Origin of the sequence: Pseudomonas sp. CC120222-01a, from assembly GCF_003097235.1 — a bacterium.
GTDB lineage: Bacteria > Pseudomonadota > Gammaproteobacteria > Pseudomonadales > Pseudomonadaceae > Aquipseudomonas.
Genome location: NZ_QEQQ01000006.1, coordinates 166518 through 185409 on the forward strand (window position 1 = coordinate 166518; position 18892 = coordinate 185409).

Below are 18892 nucleotides of genomic sequence, written 5' to 3' on the forward strand. Positions count from 1 at the left end.
CCGCCGAAGAAATCGAACCGTTGTTGAATGACTCAGCGAACCCGGCGCAGGTAGCCGTCCGGTGCCACGGTGACCAGCAGCTTGTTCTGCAGCTGGTAGTCGATCTCGAAGCTGTCATTGCCCTTGAGGTATTCCCAGACCGCGGTCTTGGGGTTGTCGCCATGGCCCCACGGGCGGTCGGGGAAGAAGTCGGCCGGCATGTCCTCGACCACGGTGTCCATCACCACGCAGTAGCTGCCCACGGCCACCAGTGGCGCGTACAGCTCCAGCTCCTTGAGCACGTGGTCGTGGGTGTGGTTGGAATCAAGCACCAGGATCACCTTCTTGCCTTCGGCAATCGCCCTGACCTGTGTGGCGATGCCAGCGTCGATGCTCGAGCCTTCGATCATGCGCACGCGCTTGCTCATCGGGTGCGCTTCGATGGCTTCCCGGTTGTGCGGGCGGATGTCGATGTCGATGCCCAGCACCTCGCCATGGCCCTGCAGTTCCAGCAACGAGGCGTAGTAGAGGATCGAACCACCGTGGGCGATGCCGCACTCGATGATCAGGTCCGGCTTGACCTGCCAGACGATCTCCTGCATCGCCATCATGTCCTGGGGCAGCTGGATGATTGGCCGGCCCATCCACGAGAAGTGGTAGGTGTATTTGTGCGCGGCGGACTGGTTGAAGAAGTCGCGGGCCACTTGCTGCAGCGCCTGGTCTTCACCCTGGGCGGCGATTTGCGCGGTGCATTCGGCTTCAAAGGCCTTGATCGGCGAGTCGGTCATTGTGCGGTCTCGGTTGGCAGGTGTGTGAAATCAGCGCTGTCGACGGCGTGGTAGGTGAAGCGGCCAGCGGTCATGCGGCGGATTTCATCGAGGTAGTTGGAATTCATCACGAACAGGTGTGCACCGTCGGGCAGGGCGTCCAGCGCCTCCTGCGGCGAGCTCACCCGGGCGCCGCTGAGCGGCAGGTAACGGCCCTGCTTGGCCGGGTTGATGTCGATCACCCAGTCCACCGGCGTGCCGGCGCGTTGCAGGAACAGCGAATAGATCACGCCCTTGGACGACGCGCCCCAGATCGCCGAGCCGCGCCCGGCGTCGCGCTGCACGATGCCCACGGCGTGGTCCAGGCTGGCGCTGAAGTCGGCCGGCAGGGTCAGCGCCGGCACCGGCGTCAACGTGGTACGCAGGCTGGAGAGGTCAGCGACGACGTACAGGTACTGGCCGTCGAACAGGTGCCCGGCCTCGGCGACCGTGCCGAACAGGCGGCGCAAGTCGTCCAGGCGGAAGTAATTGACGTGCTCGTAGAACAGGTCGAACCAGGCTTTGTGCTCGATGATCCAGTCCAGGCACGGCACTTCGATGTAAATCTGCCCGGCCCCGCCGTTGGCGTCGGCGATGGCGGCCAGGAACGCCACTGGGTCCTGGATGTGCTCAAGCACATGGCGCAGCACGATAGCGTCGGCCCGGCGATTGAGCTCACGGGTGAACGGCGCCTTGACCACGTCCGGGCTGTCGCCCTCGTAGGCCGGGTCGATGCCGGTGACGGCATAGCCACGCTCGCGCAGCAGCTCGAAGAACCAGCCTTTGCCGCAGCCGACCTCGATCAGGCTACGACCCTTGAAGTGCCGGGCAATCACGCCTTCGACGTCGTCCAGGTGGCGCTGGAAGCGCGCCGAATGGCCTTGCTCGTTCTGGTAATCGCTGTCGTAGCTGAGCAGGTCGGCGTCGAAGGCGTCGTTGTAGACCAGCCCTGTGCGGCCATCCTGCACCAGGCGCATGTCGGCACTGGCCGAAGCGCGCGCCGACGCCGCGTCGGCAAAGGTGCGGTTCTGCAGTACCGGCAAGCCGGTGGCGCGGTATAACTCATGCTTCATTACAAGCGACTCCCAAGAGCGCCCGCAGCTGGCGGGCATCACCCCAGAACGCCATGGGTTCGTGGGCCGGATAGGGGTAATGCCCCAGGTTCAGTGCGATGTGCGCGCTGCGCTTGGCGATGTGCGACTCGACCAGCGTACGTACAGCTATCGGCTGACCACTGCAGCAATTGACCACACCGTTGAAATCGCTCCGCTCGAGCAGGCCGGCCAGATAACCAGCGGCCGTTTCGATGGGCAGAAAATCGCGCAATTGCTCACCGCCCGACATGTCGAAGTGCGGCAAGCCAGCGTCTATGGCCCGGTCCAGCGCCGCCAACAGGCTGCTGGGGTTCTGGCCTTCGCCAAACAGGTAGAACAGCCGCACCCATTGCAAGCTGAACGGTTGCTGCCGGGCCAGGCTTTCGAGGAACAGACGCAGGCTGTGCTTGGCCAGGCCATAGGGGTTGCTTGGCTGGCAGACCTGCGACTCGCCCAGCGCTCCGTCTTGCAGGCCGTATTCCAGGCAGGTGCCGGTGACCTGAACCTGGGCAACGCCCGCTTGCACCACACGCTGAATGAACCCGTAATCGGCCATCAGGTTGCGCTCGAAGTGGAACAACCCCTGGTAATTCGGCAAGCCCGGCCAGGCCAGGTGCACCAGTGCATCGATACCTTCGCACAGCGCGCCGACATCCAGCTGCGGATCATGGACATCGGCGCAGACGAACTCGACCTGGTCGAACCATGGCATCGCCTGGGCAACTTCCAGGCGGCGCGCAACGGCACGCACCTGATGGCCTCGCGTCAGAAGCTCGCCAACCAGGTGCCGGCCTACAAAACCGCTGGCGCCGGTCACCAGCACATTCATGCGGCTCACAGGACGGTCAGCTCGGGCACGGCGATGACGAAGCGCCCGCCCCATTCACGGACCTGCGCCTGCTGCTCGCTGACTTCCTTGAGCAGGTTCCAGGGCAGCACCAGCACATAGTCCGGCTGTTCGATGGCCAACCGCTCGGGGGCCACCACCGGAATGCGGCTACCCGGCAGAAACTTGCCTTGTTTGTGCGGGTTGGCGTCAGCCACCCAGGCCAGCAGGTCAGGCTTGACCCCGGCATAGTTGAACAAGGTGTTGCCCTTGGCCGCCGCGCCGTAGCCGACCACGCGCTTGCCTTCGGCCTTGGCCTGCAGCAGGAAGCGCAGCAGCTGATGCTTGATGCGTTCGGCAGCCGGCGCCAGGGTGTTGTAGAACGCCGCCGTGGCCACCCCCACCCCGGCCTCGATGCCGAGCAGGTCATCGACACTGGCGCGCCGTGCCTGCGGGCCACCGGCGCGCTGGGCGAACACCCGCAACGAGCCGCCATGGGTCGGCAGCTCGGTGACATCGAAGATTTCCAGGCCATTGCGCAGACAGAGGGTGTGCACCGCCGTCAGCGACAGGTAGGAATAATGCTCGTGGTACAGGGTATCGAACTGATGTTCGGCCATCAGGCAGAGCAAGTGCGGGAACTCGAACGTGGCGACGCCATCGGCCTTGAGCAACGTGGCGAAGCCGCGCAGGAAGTCGTTGATGTCCGGCACATGGGCCAGCACGTTGTTGGCTGCCATCAGGTCGGCCGACCAGCCTTCGGCAGCCAGCGCCTCGGCCGCCTGCTGGCCGAAGAACACTTCGCGGATCTCAAGCCCTTTTTCGCGCGCCGCCTGGGCCGTGCTGCGGGTGGGTTCCACACCCAGGCAGGGAATACCGCGCTCGGCCACGTACTGCAGCAGATAACCGTCGTTGGCGGCGATCTCCACCACCCGGCTCTGCGCGGTCAGGCCAAAGCACTCGACCATCTGCGCCACGTAGTCGCGGGCATGGGCCAGCCAGGAGCTGGAGTAGGAACTGAAATAGGCATAGTCGGCGTCGAACAGCGCATCGGCGCGGGTGTAGTCCTCGGTCTGTACCAACCAGCACTGCTCGCACACTGCGACCTTCAGTGGCACCCAGGCTTCAGCTGCGGCCAGTTGCTCGGCGCGCAGGTAGGCGTTGGACGGCGGCGCGGTGCCAAGGTCGATCAGGGGCAGGCTCAGGCAGGTACCACAGCCACGGCAATTCATGGACAGACTCCGGTGAACGTTGGGGCCAGCCAGGGATGTTCGGCATCCCGGGCTGACAGATTCTTGACAGCCAGCGGCCAGGTGATGGCCAGCCGTGGATCGTGCACCGACAGCCCACCCTCACGACCCGGGGCATAATCGGCGCTGTGCAAGTAGAGCAATTCGGCCTCGTCGCTCAATACCTGAAAACCATGGGCGAAGCCGGCCGGGATCAGCAGGCTGCGCCCGTCGCCGGCCTGTAGGTGCTCGGCGTGCCAGTGCAGAAAGGTCGGCGAGCCCTGGCGCAGGTCCACTGCCACGTCCCAGACCTCACCGCGCAGACAGGTGATCAGCTTGGCTTCCGGCGTATCACCGAGCTGGTAGTGCAGGCCGCGTACGCTGCCCTGGCCGACGGTCTGCGAATGGTTGATCTGACGCACATGGAATGGCGCCGCCAATGCCCCCAGGCTGGTTTCGCAGAACAGCCGGGCGAACTGGCCACGGGCATCGCCGTGACGCTTGTGCTGGACACTGAACAGACCGTCCAGGGGCAAGGCATGCAGCAGCAGATCAGTCACGACAACTCCGCGTACAGGTTCAGCTGGCCCAGGGTGAAGGCGCGCATGTCGTCGCCACGCTGCCAGGCCAGGTGCCAGTCCAGTGTGTGTTTGAGGCAATCGTGCAGCGACCAGCGTGTGCGCCAGCCCAGCAGCTGTCGTGCACGCGAACTGTCCAGGCGCAGCAGGCCGGCTTCGTGCAGCTCGCTCGGCTCAACCTGCATGCCCGGCGCCGCCGGCCACTGGCGGGCGAGATGCGCCACCACTTCACCGACGCTGCACATGTCCTGCTCACTGGGCCCGAAGTTCCAGGCACCCGCATAAGCCGGGCCTTGGCGATACAGGCGCTCAGCCAGCTGCAAGTAACCGGCCAGCGGTTCCAGGGCGTGCTGCCAGGGGCGCACGGCCTGCGGATAGCGCAGGGTCACAGGCGTACCCGCCGACCAGGCCTTGAGCACGTCCGGGATCAGCCGATCGGCAGCGAAGTCGCCACCACCCAGCACATTGCCGGCGCGGGCGGTCGCCATCGCCAGGCCGTGTTCGGCGTGTTTGTCCGCCGGGAAGAACGAAGCGGCGTAAGACTGCGCCAGCAACTCGCAGCAGGCCTTGCTGCTGCTGTATGGGTCGTGCCCGCCAAGGGCTTCGTTCTCGCGGTATGGCCAAGGCCATTCCTGGTTGGCATAGACCTTGTCGGTAGTCACCAACACGCAGGCGCGCACGCCACCGACCTGGCGTATGGCTTCCAGCAGGTTGAGGGTGCCCATGACATTGCTGGAGTAGGTGCCCAGCGGGTCGCGATAGGCCTCACGCACCAGCGGCTGCGCTGCCAGGTGCAGGACGATTTCAGGCTGCGCGTCGGCCACGACCTCGAGCAGCGCGCCCAGGTCACGCAGATCGCCACGCACATCGGAGATCTCGCGGCTGACCTGGGCCAGCTCGAACAGGCTGGGTTCGGTTCCCGGGTCCAGGGCAAAGCCTGTGACCTGCGCCCCCAGCTCACGCAGCCAGAGGGCCAGCCAGCTGCCCTTGAAGCCTGTGTGACCAGTCAGCAGGACACGCTTGCCCTGCCAGAACGCCGGGCTCAGTCCCACTGCTTCCATGGGGCCTCCCCGCTCTGCCAGAGCTGCTCCAGGTGGTTCTTGTCGCGCAGCGTGTCCATCGGGTGCCAGAAGCCGTCATGCTGGAAGGCGTTGAGCTGCGACGCTGCCGCCAGGCGGGCGAGCGGTTCGGACTCCCAGGAAGTCTGGTCGTCGTCGATGTAGTCGATCACCTTGGGCGAGAGCACGAAGAAGCCGCCGTTGATCCAGCCGCCATCGCCACGGGGCTTCTCGACGAAGCCGCGCACCTGCTCGCCGTCGCGCTCCAGCGCGCCATAGCGGCCCGGTGGCTGCACGGCGGTCACCGTGGCGAGCTTGCCGTGGGCCATGTGGAAGTCCACCAGGGCGCCGATATTCAGGTCCGAGACACCGTCGCCGTAGGTGAAGCAAAAGGCTTTTTCGCCCTCCAGGTAACGCGCGGCACGGCGCAGTCGGCCGCCGGTCATGGTCTCTTCACCGGTGTCGACCAGCGTGACACGCCAAGGCTCGCTGTAGTTCTGGTGCACGTCCATGCGGTTGGCGCGCATGTCGAAGGTGACGTCCGAGGTGTGCAGGAAGTAGTTGGCGAAGAAATCCTTGATCGCATAGCCCTTGTAGCCCAGGCAGATCACGAAATCGTGGATGCCATGGGCCGAGTACTGCTTCATGATGTGCCAGAGAATTGGCTTGCCGCCAATCTCGATCATGGGCTTGGGCTTGAGGTGGGACTCTTCGCTGATACGCGTGCCCAGTCCACCGGCCAGAATTACCGCCTTCATGTTGTCCCCTCTTGTTCGTCACCGGCCATGGCTCGTGTGGCTGCACGATTTATGGCGATATCAGAGGGGACTTGCAGGAAACGCGCCAGAGTGGCGCGCGTGGATGAAGCCGCGTGCTCAGCCCGGCATCCAGCCGCTGTACCAGTGCTGCACGTGCTCTTCGCGCAGCACATAGTCGCGCAGCACTTCCTGTTTCAGGCGCTCGCCCATGCGCATGCTTTCGTCCGGGTCGGCCAGGTGCATGCGGATCGCCTGCAACCACTCTTCGGTGCTGTTGGTCTTGATCCGCGTGCACGGCAGATAGCCTTCGTAGGCTCGGGTGTCGGTGACAATTACCGGGTAGCCGCAGGCACCGTACTCCAGCAGGCGCAGGTTGCTCTTGCAGTCGTTGAAGATGTGATACTCCAGCGGTGCCAGGGCAAGGTCCAGGTTCAGGCTGGCCAGTTTGGCCGGGTACAACTCCAGCGCCACCGGCGCGTGGAACTCCTTGATGTACGGGCGCAGCGCCGGCGGGCACATGCCGAAGAATACCCAGTCCACCTCGCTGGCCAAGGCCTTGACCACCTCGGCGATCACCTCCAGGTCACCGGTATGGCTGGTACCCCCGCCCCAACCCACACGCGGCCTGCGCGAACTGTGGCGCTGGCTGCGCAGGCCAACCCAAAGGTCCTCGGCAAGCATGTTCGGCATGACCCGGATATCGCTGTGGGCGCCGTACAGCGCATCGGCCAGGGCCTGGGTCGAGACCACCAGGCGGTCGCAACGCTCGATACCTCGGCGCAGCGACTTCTCCAGATTTCCAGGCGAATACTTGAGATGGTCGTTCTTCTTCGGCACATCGACCACGTAGTCATCCAGCTCGTAGATGCAGAAGCCCTTGGAGAACGTCTTGAGGCGCTCGATCTCTTTGACGAAGTTTTCCTGATAGCGCCCCTGCACGATCACCACGTCCGGCGAGCTGCGCTCCAGCTCGATACTGGTGGGAAACTCGAAGTACTGCTGCTGAGTCACCCAACCGGCCTTCTCCAGCTCCACCAGCGGCTGGATCACCCGGTAATGGCCAACCGCGCCGGTGTTCATGGGCAACGCCAGCACATGCGGCAGCGAGCGTTCGACGAACGGCATCCAGCCTGCCTTCAGGCCCGGGGACAGGCAAAAGCCGGAGCCACCCAGGGACAGGTTGATGTTGTAGGCTGGGTCCCGTGCCAACAACGGCATCCAGGCCCGGGAGAACACCTCGTGCTGCTGTACCAGGCTGGCTTGGCGTTCGGCATCACGGGCAGCATCGGCCGCAGTGTCCGCTGGCGGGTCCAGCACCAGGCGGGCATCGGCCGCCCACACCACCAGGTAACCGGCCTGGCCCAGTCGCAGGCCCAGATCGGTAACGCTGAAGGCGATGCTGAACAACGTGTCATTCAGCCCACCAAAGTCCATGAACAGCTGCTTACGCACCAGCAGGCAGTCGCCAGACACTGCCGAGTAGTTCTGCGTCACCTGCAGACGCTGCATGTAGCCGCCCGCCTCCACAGGCTCGCCGACAAAGGGTGAGGCCACCCCGCCGCGCAGGCCCAGCACGCTGCCAGCGTGGACCACCAGGCCCCGGGCATCGCACAGCTTGGCGCCCACCGCGCCGACTTCTTGACGTTGGCCATGGCCCAGCATCGCGTCGAGCCAGCCCGGTTCGGTGACCACGGCAAACGGGCTCAGCATCAGCAGGTAGTCACCCCGTGCCTGCTGCGCAGCCAGGTTATGCAGCGCGGCGAAGCTGGTTTCCTCACCCAGGCTCAGCACCCGCAGCTTGTCACTGCCCAACTGCTGCAGGGCGGCCAGCCAGGCTTGGGTTTCACTGCCCTGGCTGGCATTGTCGACGATCAACACTTCGTAATGTGGGTAGGCCGTCTTCTCCAGCACGCTTTCCAGGCAGCGCTCGAGCGCCGGTAACTGGTCCCGGACACTGATCACCAGGCTCACCCGTGGCTGCGTGGCGTGCAGGTAACGCACCTGATTGATCGCCCCATCGCTGTTGCGCAGCTGGTAGGCCACCCCCAGGCGCTTGAGATGCGCGTCCAGCAGCAGGCGGTTCTCTTCGACCACCGCCGCCGAGGACAGCCAGGCGGCATAGCCGAAAGCGCTCTCCCCCAGCACTTCGGGAATGTGCTCGATGACCTGCGGGCCATGGCCTTCCACCAGCCGCCAGAGCAGGTCGTGGGGTGCCAGCTCGCGGTAGCCAGCGGCGAAACCACCCAAGGCCTGGATGGCGTTGCGGGCGAACGCCAGCATGCGGCCGGTATAGGGATAACCGCGCATCAGGTCGAGGTTGAAGTCGGGCTTGAACACCGGCTCCACCGACTCGTCGTTGCGCAAGCCACCCTCATCGCCATAGCAGCAGGTGATCTGCGGGCGCGACACGATGCGCTCAGCCAGCAGCATGAGGCTGAAGCCGTTGAGGCGATCGCCGGCACGCAGCAGGTAGATCCAGTCCACCCCGTCCAGTTGCTCGACCAGCGTGTTCAGTTGTACTGCCCAGTCAGGCTGCAACGGCTGGCTGATGACGCGAGCATCGTGCGCGGCCGCCTGAGGCGAGCATGACAACACCAGGGTCGCATCCGCGGCATAGGCCTGGCGGGCGATGCTGTCCAGGGTCACCTGCAGCGCCTGAGGGTCGCCCTCGCTGTCGATCACCACCGGCACGATGCGCGGGCGCACCGGCCAGTGCTCGCTCAGGCGCATCAGCCGCGCCAGCACCAGTGGGTCCTGGCGGCAGGCCAGCCATTGGCCGTAAAGCTCGGCAAAACTGTCGCTGTCGCTGCCGACCTGGGAGTCATGGATCGCCTGCAGGCAGCGCAGCGTGTGTATCAGGAACAGGTTCTCCCAGGTGCGCTGTGCATCCCGCTGATCATCCCGCAGGACTTGCACCCGTACCCAGCCACTGAACGGCTCTCGCTCGCCAGTGCGAGCGGCGAACATATCGCGCAGGTGCTGCACTTCAATGTCGGCGGCGGCCTTCATGTCGCTCTGGCTGCTCAGCTGGCCCGGATGGACCCGTTCGATGCAGTGCACCCCGGCGGTGACGCCCAGGTGCCCGCGGCGCAACAGGCACACAAAGAGCACGAAGTCGAGCATGGCCACAAAGCCTGGCGCCAACGCTGGCAGCAGTTCGCTCAGGTCGCTGGCACGCAGCAGCACACTGCTCAGGCCGCCAATGAAGTTGAGCTGGCGAGTCTCGAAGAAGTCCAGCAGGTCCTCGCCATTGAACAGCGTGGCGCCGACGGTGACCGGGCTGGTCTCCAGACGCTGCGGCAAGGTGCAATCGTCGGCGTCGGCCAGCAGGCGCCGGGTCGCGACCAGGCTGAGGTCGTCATGGGCCTGGAACAGCCGCACCTGGCTGGACACACAATCGGCCATCAGCCGGTCGTCATCGCAGAGGAACTTGATGTAGTCGCCCTGGCTTTGTTCGAGCCCCAGCTGCAGGTTGCCGACAAACCCCAGCGGCTGCGAGTTGCGCAGATACACCAGCGGGTGAGTGGCCAGCCCGCGCAGTTCATCGACCACCGCTTCGATCTCGGGCCCGCGGCTGTCGTCGCAGACGATCACTTCGAGGTTCGTGTAGTCCTGGGCCAGGGCACTGGCCAAGGCCGCACGGAAGAACCGAGGGTTGCAGGCGGGGATGACGAGGCTGACTAGGGGCGCTGGGTACACGGGAAAATTCTCTCGACAGGTGACTGCCCGCGGAGAATTCAGAACAGTCGCTACCAGGATGAAACAAGGCGCCGCCCCTCCCCGGTCAGGAGGAGGGAGCGGCAACAGGCGCCCTTAGAGGGCGTTGAACAGGCTCAGCTGGCTGATTCGCGCGAACGCCTGCTGGGAGGCTTCGAGCGTGGTCTTCTGCTGGGTCAGGCGGATCAGTACCTCGGCCGGGTCGGAGTCACGGATCGACGACTGCGTAGTGGTGTTGGCGATGGTCAGGCTTTCGTTGGTGCCCTGCTGGATCTCCAGTGCCTTGCCCCGCGCACCGATATCGGTAACCGCCCGGCTCAGGGTGTCCTGACCGCTCTGAATGTTGGCGATGGCCGAATCCAGGTCGGCGCGCAGTTGCTGGTAGGCCGCATTGTCGCCATCGATTGGCTGGCTCAGGGCTGTGCGCAGCTTGGCCACGCTGTCGAGGACGTTCTGGGTCTGGTGGTTGTCGACTTTCACCATGTACTGGTCGCCGGACTGCTGCGCGGGGGTGCTGGTGAACGTGAAGTCCACACCTGCTGCCGAGGCGACGTTGCCAACCATGGTGCCACTGGCCACTGGCCGACTGTCGGCGGTGAGCGGCTGTGCATACAGCTCGAAGTCAGTGTCGCTGGTGAACTTGATCACCGCACCGCCGCTCGGGAACATGGCCTTGTACTTGGTCGGGTCGGTGACATTGACCGACGACACCTGCGCGCTCGACGGGTTGCCCGGGCTGCGGGTGGCAGTGATGGTGTCCGGCTTGCTCTGCAGGGTGAAGGTATGGCCCGCCACGGCGGTGTCCGCAACATCACCATCCTGCAGGTTGATGTTCAGGCGCAGGTCAACGCCACGGAAACTGACCATCGAACCGCCCGCCGTGTTCGGGTCGAATGTGCCACCCTGGGAGGCTTCGGCGGTGACGTCGTTGCCCTGGCTGTCGGTAATGCTGAACTTGGTGCTGCTGAGCATGGTGATGGTGTACGGCTGGCCGCTTCTGAAGCGGTCGTTGTAGGTGACGCTGCCCGACACCTGGCCGTTGGACAGTTTCACCCGGCCGTCATCCACTGGCGGAGCGGTCAGGGTGGTGGACGTGCGACTGGTGTTCAGCGCTTGCTCGAACACGCTGTAGCCGGTGCTGTTGCCCGCCATCTTGAGCATGTCGCCGACCTGCAGCTCCTGCTGGGTCTGGTCACCCTGGTAGCTGTAGGTGCCATCGGCATTGCGCACGAACGGTGCCGTGTCGGTCTTGGAGCCGGCGAACAGGTACTGGCCGTTCTCGTCACGGCTGTTCATCAGGCCCAGCAACTGGTCTTCCAGCTGGCCCAGCTCGGCCGCCTTGGCCTTGCGCTCGGTGTCGGTGTAGCCGGCATTGCCCGACTCCAGCGCCAGCTCGTTGACCCGCGACAGGATCGTGTTGATCGAGTTCAGCGTGGTCTCGGTCTGGTTCAGCGTGTTGGTGATGTTGGTGGCGTTGGTCTTGTACTGCGCCAGCATATCTGCCTGGTTGCCCAGCTGCAGCAGGCGCGCTGCCCCTACCGGGTCGTCGGCAGCCGTGTTGACCCGCACGAAGGAACTGGCCTCTTCGTTGGTCTTGACCACGTTGGAATAGTTGCGCTGGTAGTTTGCCGCGCTGGACGAATAGAACTGGGCCGTGGAAATACGCATGGGTCAAGCCTCCTTAAAGCGCGGCGATCAGGGTGTTGAAGATTTCCTGCGCCGCCTTGATGATCTGCGACGAGGCCGTGTAGTACTGCTGGTACTTGACCAGGTTGCCGGCTTCTTCATCCAGCTGCACACCGGACACCGAATCACGAGCACCGGTTGCCTGGGTCAGGATGACACCGGTTGCCTGGGTGTCCATCTGGCCCTGCTTGGCCTGGGCTCCGACGCTTTCCACCAGCTTGCCGTAGGCGTCGGTGATGCTGATGCCCTTGGTCGAACCAACGTCCACGGTCTGCTTGGTCTGCAGCTCCTGCAGAGACAGCGCGTTGCGGTTGTCCGAAGACCCGGCGCCGGTCAGCGATACGGTGAAGCTGTCGCCATCCTTGGGCGCACCGGCAACATCCATTTCGAAGCTGAACGACTTCTGGTTGCCACTGGCGTCGTTGATCGGGTTGCCTGCGGAGTCGATCATCGGCACATCGAATTTCAGGGTATTGCTCTGCCCTGGGACGAAGGTGCCCGTCCCAATGCTGTTGCCCTTGGCATCGAAGGCTTCGTAGGTCTGCGGCGAAGTGGTTTCGTTGCCGAATACCAGACGCACCGGCGTGGAATACTTGATACCGGTCTGCAGTTCCTGGCGTTGAGCCGGGTCGGCGATATCCAGCACAGAGGTCAGCACCGGCTGAGTGATGACACCGGTACCGATGTTGCCGCTACCCGAAGTAGCGGTCAGGGGGGCGGCCAACGACAGGCGCTTGGCGTCGGTGAGCACCACACCGATCTCAGCCGAGGCATTGCGGGTCGGGGTGATCTTGAAGCTGTCGCCCACTGCCGCGGTGCCGCTCTTGAGGTCGAGGCTGAAACCGTCGATGACTGGCGCCGGGTCGTCATTGGTGCTGTAGGTGCCCATGTCGGTGCCGTCGGGCAGCTTCTTGACTTGGTACTTGTCTGCGCCTGGGCCGACGAAGGTCACCTGGTAATCACTGGTGCTGAGCTTGCCGGTGTCACGGATGACCACGTTCAGCGCGGCACTGCCGGCGTTGCCGACCTTGGGCGTGCTGCGCGCGGACATGGCGCTGTCGCTGTTGAGGTCGCCAAACAGCGCCGCACCGAACTCACCGTTCTTGTCGATACCCTGGCCGAGCTGCGAGTTGATCTGCTGCGACACCACCAGCGCGACACGGCCCAGCTCGTTCATCGCCGGTGCCAGGGTCTCGCTGCGGTAGCGCAGCAGCCCGCCCATTTCGCCACCGCTGATGCTGCTGGTGACATCCATGGTGGTGCTGCCACGATCGAGCTTGACCGCGAACTGGGTCGGGTCGGTGGCACTCGGCTCGGCACTCATCTTGTTGGTGGTCTTGCCCAGCACCAGCGATTGGCCGTTCTTCAGGTAGACATCGATACTGCCGTCACGCTCGACGGTCTGCACACCCACCAGTTCGTTGAGCTGGCGCACCGCCTCGTTGCGCTGGTCGAGCAGGTCGTTCGGCTGGCCGCTGCTGGCCGAGACCTTGGAAATCTGGTCGTTGTACTGGGCGATGCTGGAGGTCAGCTCGTTGATCCGCGAGGTCATCGAGCTGAGGTTGCCGTTGATGTTGCTGTTCTGCTCCTTGAACTGGGCAGACAGGCTGTTGAAGCGGCTGGCCAGCGCCTGGGCATTGCTCAGCAACAGCTGACGGGAAGCGTCTTCGGTCGGCTTGTTGGCAGCACTTTGCAGGGCGGAGAAGAAGTTGGTCAGCGCACCGGTGATGCCGGTATTGCTGTCGGACAGCAGGTTGTTGAGCGGCGTGACCTGGTTCAGGTAGGCGGTGCTGTCGCTGTTGAGCGAAGTGGCGGTCTGCAACTGAGCATCCAGGAAGGCGTTGTACACGCGACGGACATCGCCCAGGGTGGTGCCGGTGCCCATGAACACCTGGCCTTCCTGGATCGAACCCTTGGCTCGCTGGACGTTCTGCTGGCGGGAATAACCGGCAACATCGGCGTTGGCGATGTTGTTGCCGGTGGTATGCAGGCCCGCCTGGGAGGCCGACAGTCCCGACATGCCAATATTGATCAGACTCGCCATGGTTCCATACCCTTAAAGTTTCGTTGTGGTACCGAGCATTGCGTAGCTCTCGTACGACTTCATCTGTCTTGCGATCTGCGAGATCTTGCTGGCGTAGTTCGGGTCGGTGGCATACCCGGCCTTTTGCAGTTCTCGCACGAATTGTTCTGGGTTATCGGCCGACTTCACCGCATCTTGATAGCGTGAATTGCTCTGCAGCAGGCTTACCAGGTCATGGAAACTGTCCTGGTACGAATCGTAGGAACGGAACGCCGCCGTCTCCTTGACGAACTGGCCGTCGCGGAATTCGCTGGTGATCGCCCGCGCCGAATCGCCGTCCCAGTTGCTGCTGGCCTTGATGCCGAACAGGTTGTGGCTGCTGCTGCCGTCACTGTTGCGCATGACCGACTTGCCCCAGCCGGTTTCCAGGGCGGCCTGGGCCACCAGGTAACGCGGATCGACACCAATGCGCTTGGCGGCCTGCTCGGCCATCGGCAGCATGGTGGCGACAAATTCGTCGCTGTCGGCAAAGGCCTTCTTCGGCGCCAGCGGCGGCTGCGCCACGGCACGGCCAGTGATGCGCAGGCCGTTGTCCGGGATGGCAATGGCCTTGGCCACCTGTTGCCCGTCACGGGCCGGCACGGCAGCGGTATTGGTGGCTGCGGCCGGGCTGGTGGCCGAAGGCACGATGCCGGCCAGCAGGCGGTCGGTGAGCTTGCCCGGCAGCGCCAGGCGCCGCGAGTTGAGCGCGGCGACGTCGTTGCGCGTGGCAGTGGTTTGTGTCGCCTGAACCGGGTCGGCCACCTTGTTGCCCCAGAGCGTCGGCGCGTTGCCATCGACACGCGGGAACGGGCTGGTGTTGACCGGGGTGCTCTTGTTCTTCGAGAGCTGGCGCACCAGCACGTCCTGCAGGCCGATACCGCCACCCTCGCGGGACATGCTCACGGCCAGCTGCTGGTCGTACATGTCGCGGTACTGCTTGACCGTCTCGCTGTTCATCGGGTTGTCGTCGGCCAGCACGTCGCTGGCCTTGCGCGAGGCCTTGAGCATCTCGCTGATGAACAGCGACTCGAACTCCTGGGCCACCTTGCGCACGTTGGCGTCGCTGTCGCGGTCACCGTGCTTGAGCGAGCTCAGGCGATTGAGGTCGGTGTAGGCACCGCTGTCGGCGTGGCTGGAGACCAGGCTTTTCGAATTCATTAGCGGCGTCCTCAGATCACGATCAGGTCGGCCTGCAAGGCGCCGGCCTGTTTCAGTGCTTCGAGGATGGCCATCAGGTCGCCCGGTGCCGCGCCCACCTGGTTCACCGCACGGACGATCTCATCCAGCGTGGTGCCCGGGCCGAACTTGAACATCGGCTTGGCTTCCTGCTCGGCATTGACCCGCGAACGCGGAACCACTGCCGTCTGGCCATTGGAGAACGGCCCCGGCTGGCTGACGATCGGGTCTTCGGTAATGGTCACGGTCAGGCTGCCATGGGTCACCGCCGCCGGCGAGACCTTGACGTTCTGGCCGATGACGATGGTACCGGTGCGCGAGTTGATGATGACCTTGGCCACGGCCTGGCCCGGGTCGATCTCGAGGTTCTCGAGGATCGACAGGTAATCGACCCGCTGGCTCGGGTCCATCGGCGCGGTGACCCGCACCGAGCCGCCGTCCACGGCCTGGGCCACGCCTGGGCCGAGCAGGTCGTTGACCTTGTCGACGATGCGCTTGGCGGTGGTGAAGTCCGGGCGGTTGAGGTTCAGGGTCAGGCTGTTGCCCTGGTTGAAGCCGCTCGGCACGGCGCGCTCGACCGAGGCGCCGCCAGGAATACGGCCGGCCGACGGAACGTTGACGGTGATCTTCGAGCCGTCACGGCCTTCGGCATCGAAGCCGCCGACCACCAGGTTACCCTGGGCGATGGCGTAGACGTTGCCATCGATACCCTTGAGCGGGGTCATCAGCAGGCTGCCACCGCGCAGGCTCTTGGAGTTGCCGATCGACGAAACGGTGATGTCCACCACCTGGCCCGGCTTGGCGAACGCCGGCAGGTCGGCATGCACCGACACCGCAGCGACGTTCTTCAGCTGCACGTTGCCGGAGCCGGCCGGCACCTTGATGCCGAACTGCGACAGCATGTTGTTGAAGGTCTGCAGGGTGAACGGGGTCTGGGTGGTCTGGTCACCCGTGCCGTTGAGCCCCACCACCAGGCCATAGCCGATCAACTGGTTGGAACGCACGCCGGAGATGCTGGCAATGTCCTTGAGGCGCTCGGCGTGGGCACCGAACGCACAGGACAGAAGCAGGGTCGCGGCTATCAGCTGCCTAAGGTTGAACATGTTCATCCGTACTCAGAAGGGCCAAAGCGGGCTCATGAAGAAGCGGTCCAGCCAGCCGGGCTGACTGGCATCGGCGAACGAGCCGGTGCCCGAATAGGTGATGCGCGCATCGGCCACGCGGGTGGACGGCACGGTGTTGTCGGTGGCGATGTCGTCGGCACGGATCAGGCCGGCGATACGCACCAGCTCCTCACCGGTGTTCAGGGTCATCCACTTCTCGCCGCGCACGGCAATGATGCCGTTAGGCAGCACCTCGGCCACGGTGACGGTGATCGAGCCGGTCAGGGTGTTGCCCTGGGTGGCCTTGCTGTCGCCCTTGGTGGTGCGGTCACCGCTGTAGCCGGCCTCGAGCGAAAGGTCACCGCTGCCGAACGGGTTGTTGGTGTTCGGGTTGGAGCCGAACAGCGAGGTCAGGCCGATGTCGGCCTTGCTGTTCTTCTGGATCTGGGAACCGGCGTTCTTGCTCGCCGACGTGCGTTCGTTGAGGGTGATGGTGATGATGTCACCCACGCGGAACGCTTTGCGGTCGGTGTACAGGCCCTGCTCGAAACCCGCCTGGTAAATCGAACCGTTGTTGGCTGCTGCCGGCAGCGGGGTGCGCGGCAGAACCGGCGCGTAATACGGGTCGTTCGGCTTGGGCGTCGGCGCGACGCAACCTGCCAACACAACCGCCCCCCCCAGGGCGAATACAGACAACAGACGCTTCATGACACTTACCTCACGGTGTAACGGGAGTAGAACCTGCACTAGGGCTTTCAGAGCTGTTGAGTGACGAACGACAGCATCTGGTCGGCGGTGGAGATGACCTTGGAGTTCATCTCGTAGGCACGCTGGGTGGTGATCATGTTCACCAGCTCTTCCACGGTGCTGACGTTGGAGTTTTCCAGGGTCTGCTGCAGGGTGGTGCCGAAGCCGTTCAGGCCTGGGGTACCGACCTGTGGCGCGCCACTGGCAGCGGTTTCCAGGAACAGGTTGTCACCGATCGCCTGGAGGCCGGCCGGGTTGATGAAGTCAGCGGTCTGCAGGTTGCCGATGACCTGTGCAGCCGGGTTGCCGGCAGTGGTGATCGACACGGTGCCGTCCTGGCCGACGGTGAAGGTCTGGGCATCGTTCGGCACCACGATCGCTGGCTCCAGGGCAAAGCCTTGGGCGGTGACGATCTGGCCATCGGAGTTCAGGTGGAAGGTACCGTCGCGGGTGTACGAGACCGTGCCGTCCGGCTGCAGCACCTGGAAGAAGCCGCGGCCGTTGACCGCCATGTCCAGCGGGTTTTCGGTGGTCTGCAGGCTGCCGGTCTGGAAGTTCTTCTGGGTGCCGACAATGCGCACACCGGTACCGACTTGCAGGCCCGACGGCAGCTCGCTGTCCTGGGTCGACTGCGCACCTGGCTGACGCTTGATCTGGTACAGCAGGTCGGCGAATTCGGCGCGATCCCGCTTGAAGCCGGTGGTCGAGACGTTGGCCAGGTTGTTGGAAATGACGGTCAGGTTGGTGTCCTGGGCGGACAGGCCGGTTTTAGCGACCCAAAGAGCCGGAAGCATCAGTATTCTCCTCGTGCGCCTGTTTTACGGCACCCGTTCAAAGTTGGTTAGCCGATTTGCAAAACACGCGCCATGGCTTCATCGCCTTCCTTGGCCGCGTTCATCATTTTCACGTGCAGTTCGAACTGGCGGGACAGTGCCAGGACCGAAGTCATTTCTTCCACGGCATTGACGTTGCTGCCCTCAAGGAAACCCGATACCACCCGCACATTGACATCGGCGGCAGCCGGTTGGCCGTTCTGGGTGTGGATCAGGCCGTCCAGGCCCTTGGTCATGCTCTTGATGTCCGGGTTGACCAGCTTGATGCGGTCGACCTCGGCCATCACCCGTGGGTCTTCACCCATCGAGCGGATGCTGATGGTGCCGTCGGCACCGACTTCGACTTTCTGCTCTGGCGGAATGGCGATCGGGCCACCGTTGCCGATCACCGGCATGCCATTGCCGGCACGCAGCACGCCGAGCGCGTCGATGTTCAGGCTGCCGGTGCGCACGTAGGCTTCGCTGCCATCGGGCGCCTGCACGGCGATGAAGCCTTGGCCGCTCACGGCAACGTCCAGGTCTCGCCCGGTCTCGACCATCGGCCCTTCGCTGAAGTCGGTGGCCGGGCGTTCAGTCATGGCAAACGCCCGCGACGGAAAGCTGTCACCGAACACCGGCATCGAGCGCGCCTGTTCCAGGTCGCGCTGGAAGCCATTGGTGGAAACGTTCGCCAGGTTGTTGGCGTGGGCCTTCTGCGCCAGCGCGTTCTGGCTGGCGCCGGTCATGGCCACGTAAAGCATCTTGTCCACAGTCATCCTCCGCTGCACTGACGATCGTTTGCCGCTCGCCGTTGCTGTGCAGGCTCTAAAGCAAGTTCCGAACCAACTTTTCGAATTCATGAAAAAGCCCGTGAATACGGGCTTTTTCGGGGTTTTGCTGCTGAGGTGCCGCCGGTTATCCGGCGCCGGGTTGCCGGTTGCGGCAATCCTCAAGGCTCGCGGCAACCGCCATTGGTGAAAGGACCGGCAAACTTCTTCCAGCCATCTCCCGGCGGCCATTGCGAGCACACCAGCCGGCCATCCGCCTGGCTCTCCCAACGCCACCAGGGCGCGGTGCCGGCCTGGGCCTGGTACAGGCAGAAAGCGGTGATCAATGTGACAACCAGCCTTTTCATCAACCCTCCAAATTGCCGGGGCTGCTTTGCAGCCCTTTCGCGACACAAGGCCGCTCCTACAAGGGAGTGCGTAATCCTGTAGGAGCGGCCTTGTGTCGCGATAGGGCCGCAAAGCGGCCCCAT

At 64.2% G+C, this 18892-nt stretch carries 16 protein-coding genes; all 16 read right to left on the minus strand.

The annotated features are described in order from the left end of the window. Positions 1 to 32: 32 nt before the first annotated feature. Positions 33 to 767: a cephalosporin hydroxylase family protein gene (locus N430_RS10685; RefSeq protein ID WP_110636463.1), complete on the minus strand. Its 735-nt coding sequence runs from the start codon at positions 765 to 767 to the stop codon at positions 33 to 35. Further along, on the minus strand, positions 764 to 1858 hold the full coding sequence (locus N430_RS10690; protein WP_110636460.1) for a class I SAM-dependent methyltransferase: 1095 nt from the start codon (positions 1856 to 1858) through the stop codon (positions 764 to 766). Before N430_RS10690 ends, N430_RS10685 begins: the two co-directional genes overlap by 4 nt. After that, the gene (locus N430_RS10695) at positions 1848 to 2708 is read right to left on the minus strand and encodes an NAD(P)-dependent oxidoreductase (protein ID WP_110636457.1); all 861 of its coding nucleotides are present in this window, start codon (positions 2706 to 2708) and stop codon (positions 1848 to 1850) included. The genes N430_RS10690 and N430_RS10695 overlap by 11 nt, the downstream gene beginning before the upstream one ends. Positions 2709 to 2713: 5 nt before the next feature. After that, complete coding sequence (locus N430_RS10700) at positions 2714 to 3937, minus strand: class I SAM-dependent methyltransferase (RefSeq protein ID WP_110636454.1); 1224 nt, start codon at positions 3935 to 3937, stop codon at positions 2714 to 2716. Further along, positions 3934 to 4494 (minus strand): dTDP-4-dehydrorhamnose 3,5-epimerase family protein, encoded by a 561-nt coding sequence (locus N430_RS10705; protein ID WP_110636451.1) that lies wholly within the window; start codon positions 4492 to 4494, stop codon positions 3934 to 3936. The genes N430_RS10700 and N430_RS10705 overlap by 4 nt, the downstream gene beginning before the upstream one ends. After that, positions 4491 to 5573, minus strand: coding sequence for a CDP-glucose 4,6-dehydratase (rfbG, locus tag N430_RS10710; RefSeq protein WP_110636448.1), 1083 nt, complete (start codon positions 5571 to 5573; stop codon positions 4491 to 4493). The genes N430_RS10705 and rfbG overlap by 4 nt, the downstream gene beginning before the upstream one ends. After that, on the minus strand, positions 5555 to 6328 hold the full coding sequence (gene rfbF, locus N430_RS10715) for a glucose-1-phosphate cytidylyltransferase (protein WP_110636445.1): 774 nt from the start codon (positions 6326 to 6328) through the stop codon (positions 5555 to 5557). The genes rfbG and rfbF overlap by 19 nt, the downstream gene beginning before the upstream one ends. 117 nt (positions 6329 to 6445) lie before the next feature. Continuing rightward, a complete protein-coding gene (locus N430_RS10720) occupies positions 6446 to 10027 on the minus strand; it encodes a glycosyltransferase (RefSeq protein WP_110636442.1) in 3582 nt (1193 codons plus the stop codon). A 114-nt stretch (positions 10028 to 10141) separates the two neighbouring features. Then, positions 10142 to 11713, minus strand: coding sequence for a flagellar hook-associated protein 3 (locus N430_RS10725; protein ID WP_110636439.1), 1572 nt, complete (start codon positions 11711 to 11713; stop codon positions 10142 to 10144). Positions 11714 to 11726: 13 nt separating this feature from the next. Further along, on the minus strand, positions 11727 to 13775 hold the full coding sequence (gene flgK / locus N430_RS10730) for a flagellar hook-associated protein FlgK (RefSeq protein WP_110636436.1): 2049 nt from the start codon (positions 13773 to 13775) through the stop codon (positions 11727 to 11729). A 12-nt stretch (positions 13776 to 13787) separates the two neighbouring features. After that, positions 13788 to 14954 carry a flagellar assembly peptidoglycan hydrolase FlgJ gene (gene flgJ, locus N430_RS10735; protein WP_110636433.1) on the minus strand — a complete coding sequence of 389 codons (1167 nt, stop codon included), beginning with the start codon at positions 14952 to 14954 and terminating at the stop codon, positions 13788 to 13790. A gap of 11 nt (positions 14955 to 14965) precedes the next feature. After that, a complete protein-coding gene (locus N430_RS10740; RefSeq protein WP_110636808.1) occupies positions 14966 to 16075 on the minus strand; it encodes a flagellar basal body P-ring protein FlgI in 1110 nt (369 codons plus the stop codon). A 12-nt stretch (positions 16076 to 16087) separates the two neighbouring features. Further along, entirely contained in the window at positions 16088 to 16783 is a 696-nt protein-coding gene (gene flgH / locus N430_RS10745) for a flagellar basal body L-ring protein FlgH (RefSeq protein ID WP_027921149.1), read from the minus strand. Between the two features lie 47 nt (positions 16784 to 16830). After that, positions 16831 to 17616, minus strand: coding sequence for a flagellar basal-body rod protein FlgG (gene flgG, locus N430_RS10750; protein WP_027921148.1), 786 nt, complete (start codon positions 17614 to 17616; stop codon positions 16831 to 16833). A 47-nt stretch (positions 17617 to 17663) separates the two neighbouring features. After that, positions 17664 to 18404, minus strand: a complete 741-nt coding sequence (gene flgF / locus N430_RS10755) for a flagellar basal-body rod protein FlgF (RefSeq protein WP_085677753.1) — start codon at positions 18402 to 18404, stop codon at positions 17664 to 17666. Between the two features lie 179 nt (positions 18405 to 18583). Next, entirely contained in the window at positions 18584 to 18769 is a 186-nt protein-coding gene (locus N430_RS10760) for a hypothetical protein (protein ID WP_110636430.1), read from the minus strand. Positions 18770 to 18892 lie beyond the last annotated feature (123 nt).

Bases quoted from the DNA above. Each gene is read 5' to 3' on its own strand.
- N430_RS10685 (WP_110636463.1), bottom strand. From the start codon at position 767: ATGACCGACTCGCCGATCAAGGCCTTTGAAGCCGAATGCACCGCGCAA.
- N430_RS10690 (WP_110636460.1), bottom strand. From the start codon at position 1,858: ATGAAGCATGAGTTATACCGCGCCACCGGCTTGCCGGTACTGCAGAAC.
- N430_RS10695 (WP_110636457.1), bottom strand. From the start codon at position 2,708: ATGAATGTGCTGGTGACCGGCGCCAGCGGTTTTGTAGGCCGGCACCTG.
- N430_RS10700 (WP_110636454.1), bottom strand. From the start codon at position 3,937: ATGAATTGCCGTGGCTGTGGTACCTGCCTGAGCCTGCCCCTGATCGAC.
- rfbG (WP_110636448.1), bottom strand. From the start codon at position 5,573: ATGGAAGCAGTGGGACTGAGCCCGGCGTTCTGGCAGGGCAAGCGTGTC.
- rfbF (WP_110636445.1), bottom strand. From the start codon at position 6,328: ATGAAGGCGGTAATTCTGGCCGGTGGACTGGGCACGCGTATCAGCGAA.
- N430_RS10725 (WP_110636439.1), bottom strand. From the start codon at position 11,713: ATGCGTATTTCCACGGCCCAGTTCTATTCGTCCAGCGCGGCAAACTAC.
- flgK (WP_110636436.1), bottom strand. From the start codon at position 13,775: ATGGCGAGTCTGATCAATATTGGCATGTCGGGACTGTCGGCCTCCCAG.
- flgJ (WP_110636433.1), bottom strand. From the start codon at position 14,954: ATGAATTCGAAAAGCCTGGTCTCCAGCCACGCCGACAGCGGTGCCTAC.
- N430_RS10740 (WP_110636808.1), bottom strand. From the start codon at position 16,075: ATGTTCAACCTTAGGCAGCTGATAGCCGCGACCCTGCTTCTGTCCTGT.
- flgH (WP_027921149.1), bottom strand. From the start codon at position 16,783: ATGAAGCGTCTGTTGTCTGTATTCGCCCTGGGGGGGGCGGTTGTGTTG.
- flgG (WP_027921148.1), bottom strand. From the start codon at position 17,616: ATGCTTCCGGCTCTTTGGGTCGCTAAAACCGGCCTGTCCGCCCAGGAC.
- N430_RS10760 (WP_110636430.1), bottom strand. From the start codon at position 18,769: ATGAAAAGGCTGGTTGTCACATTGATCACCGCTTTCTGCCTGTACCAG.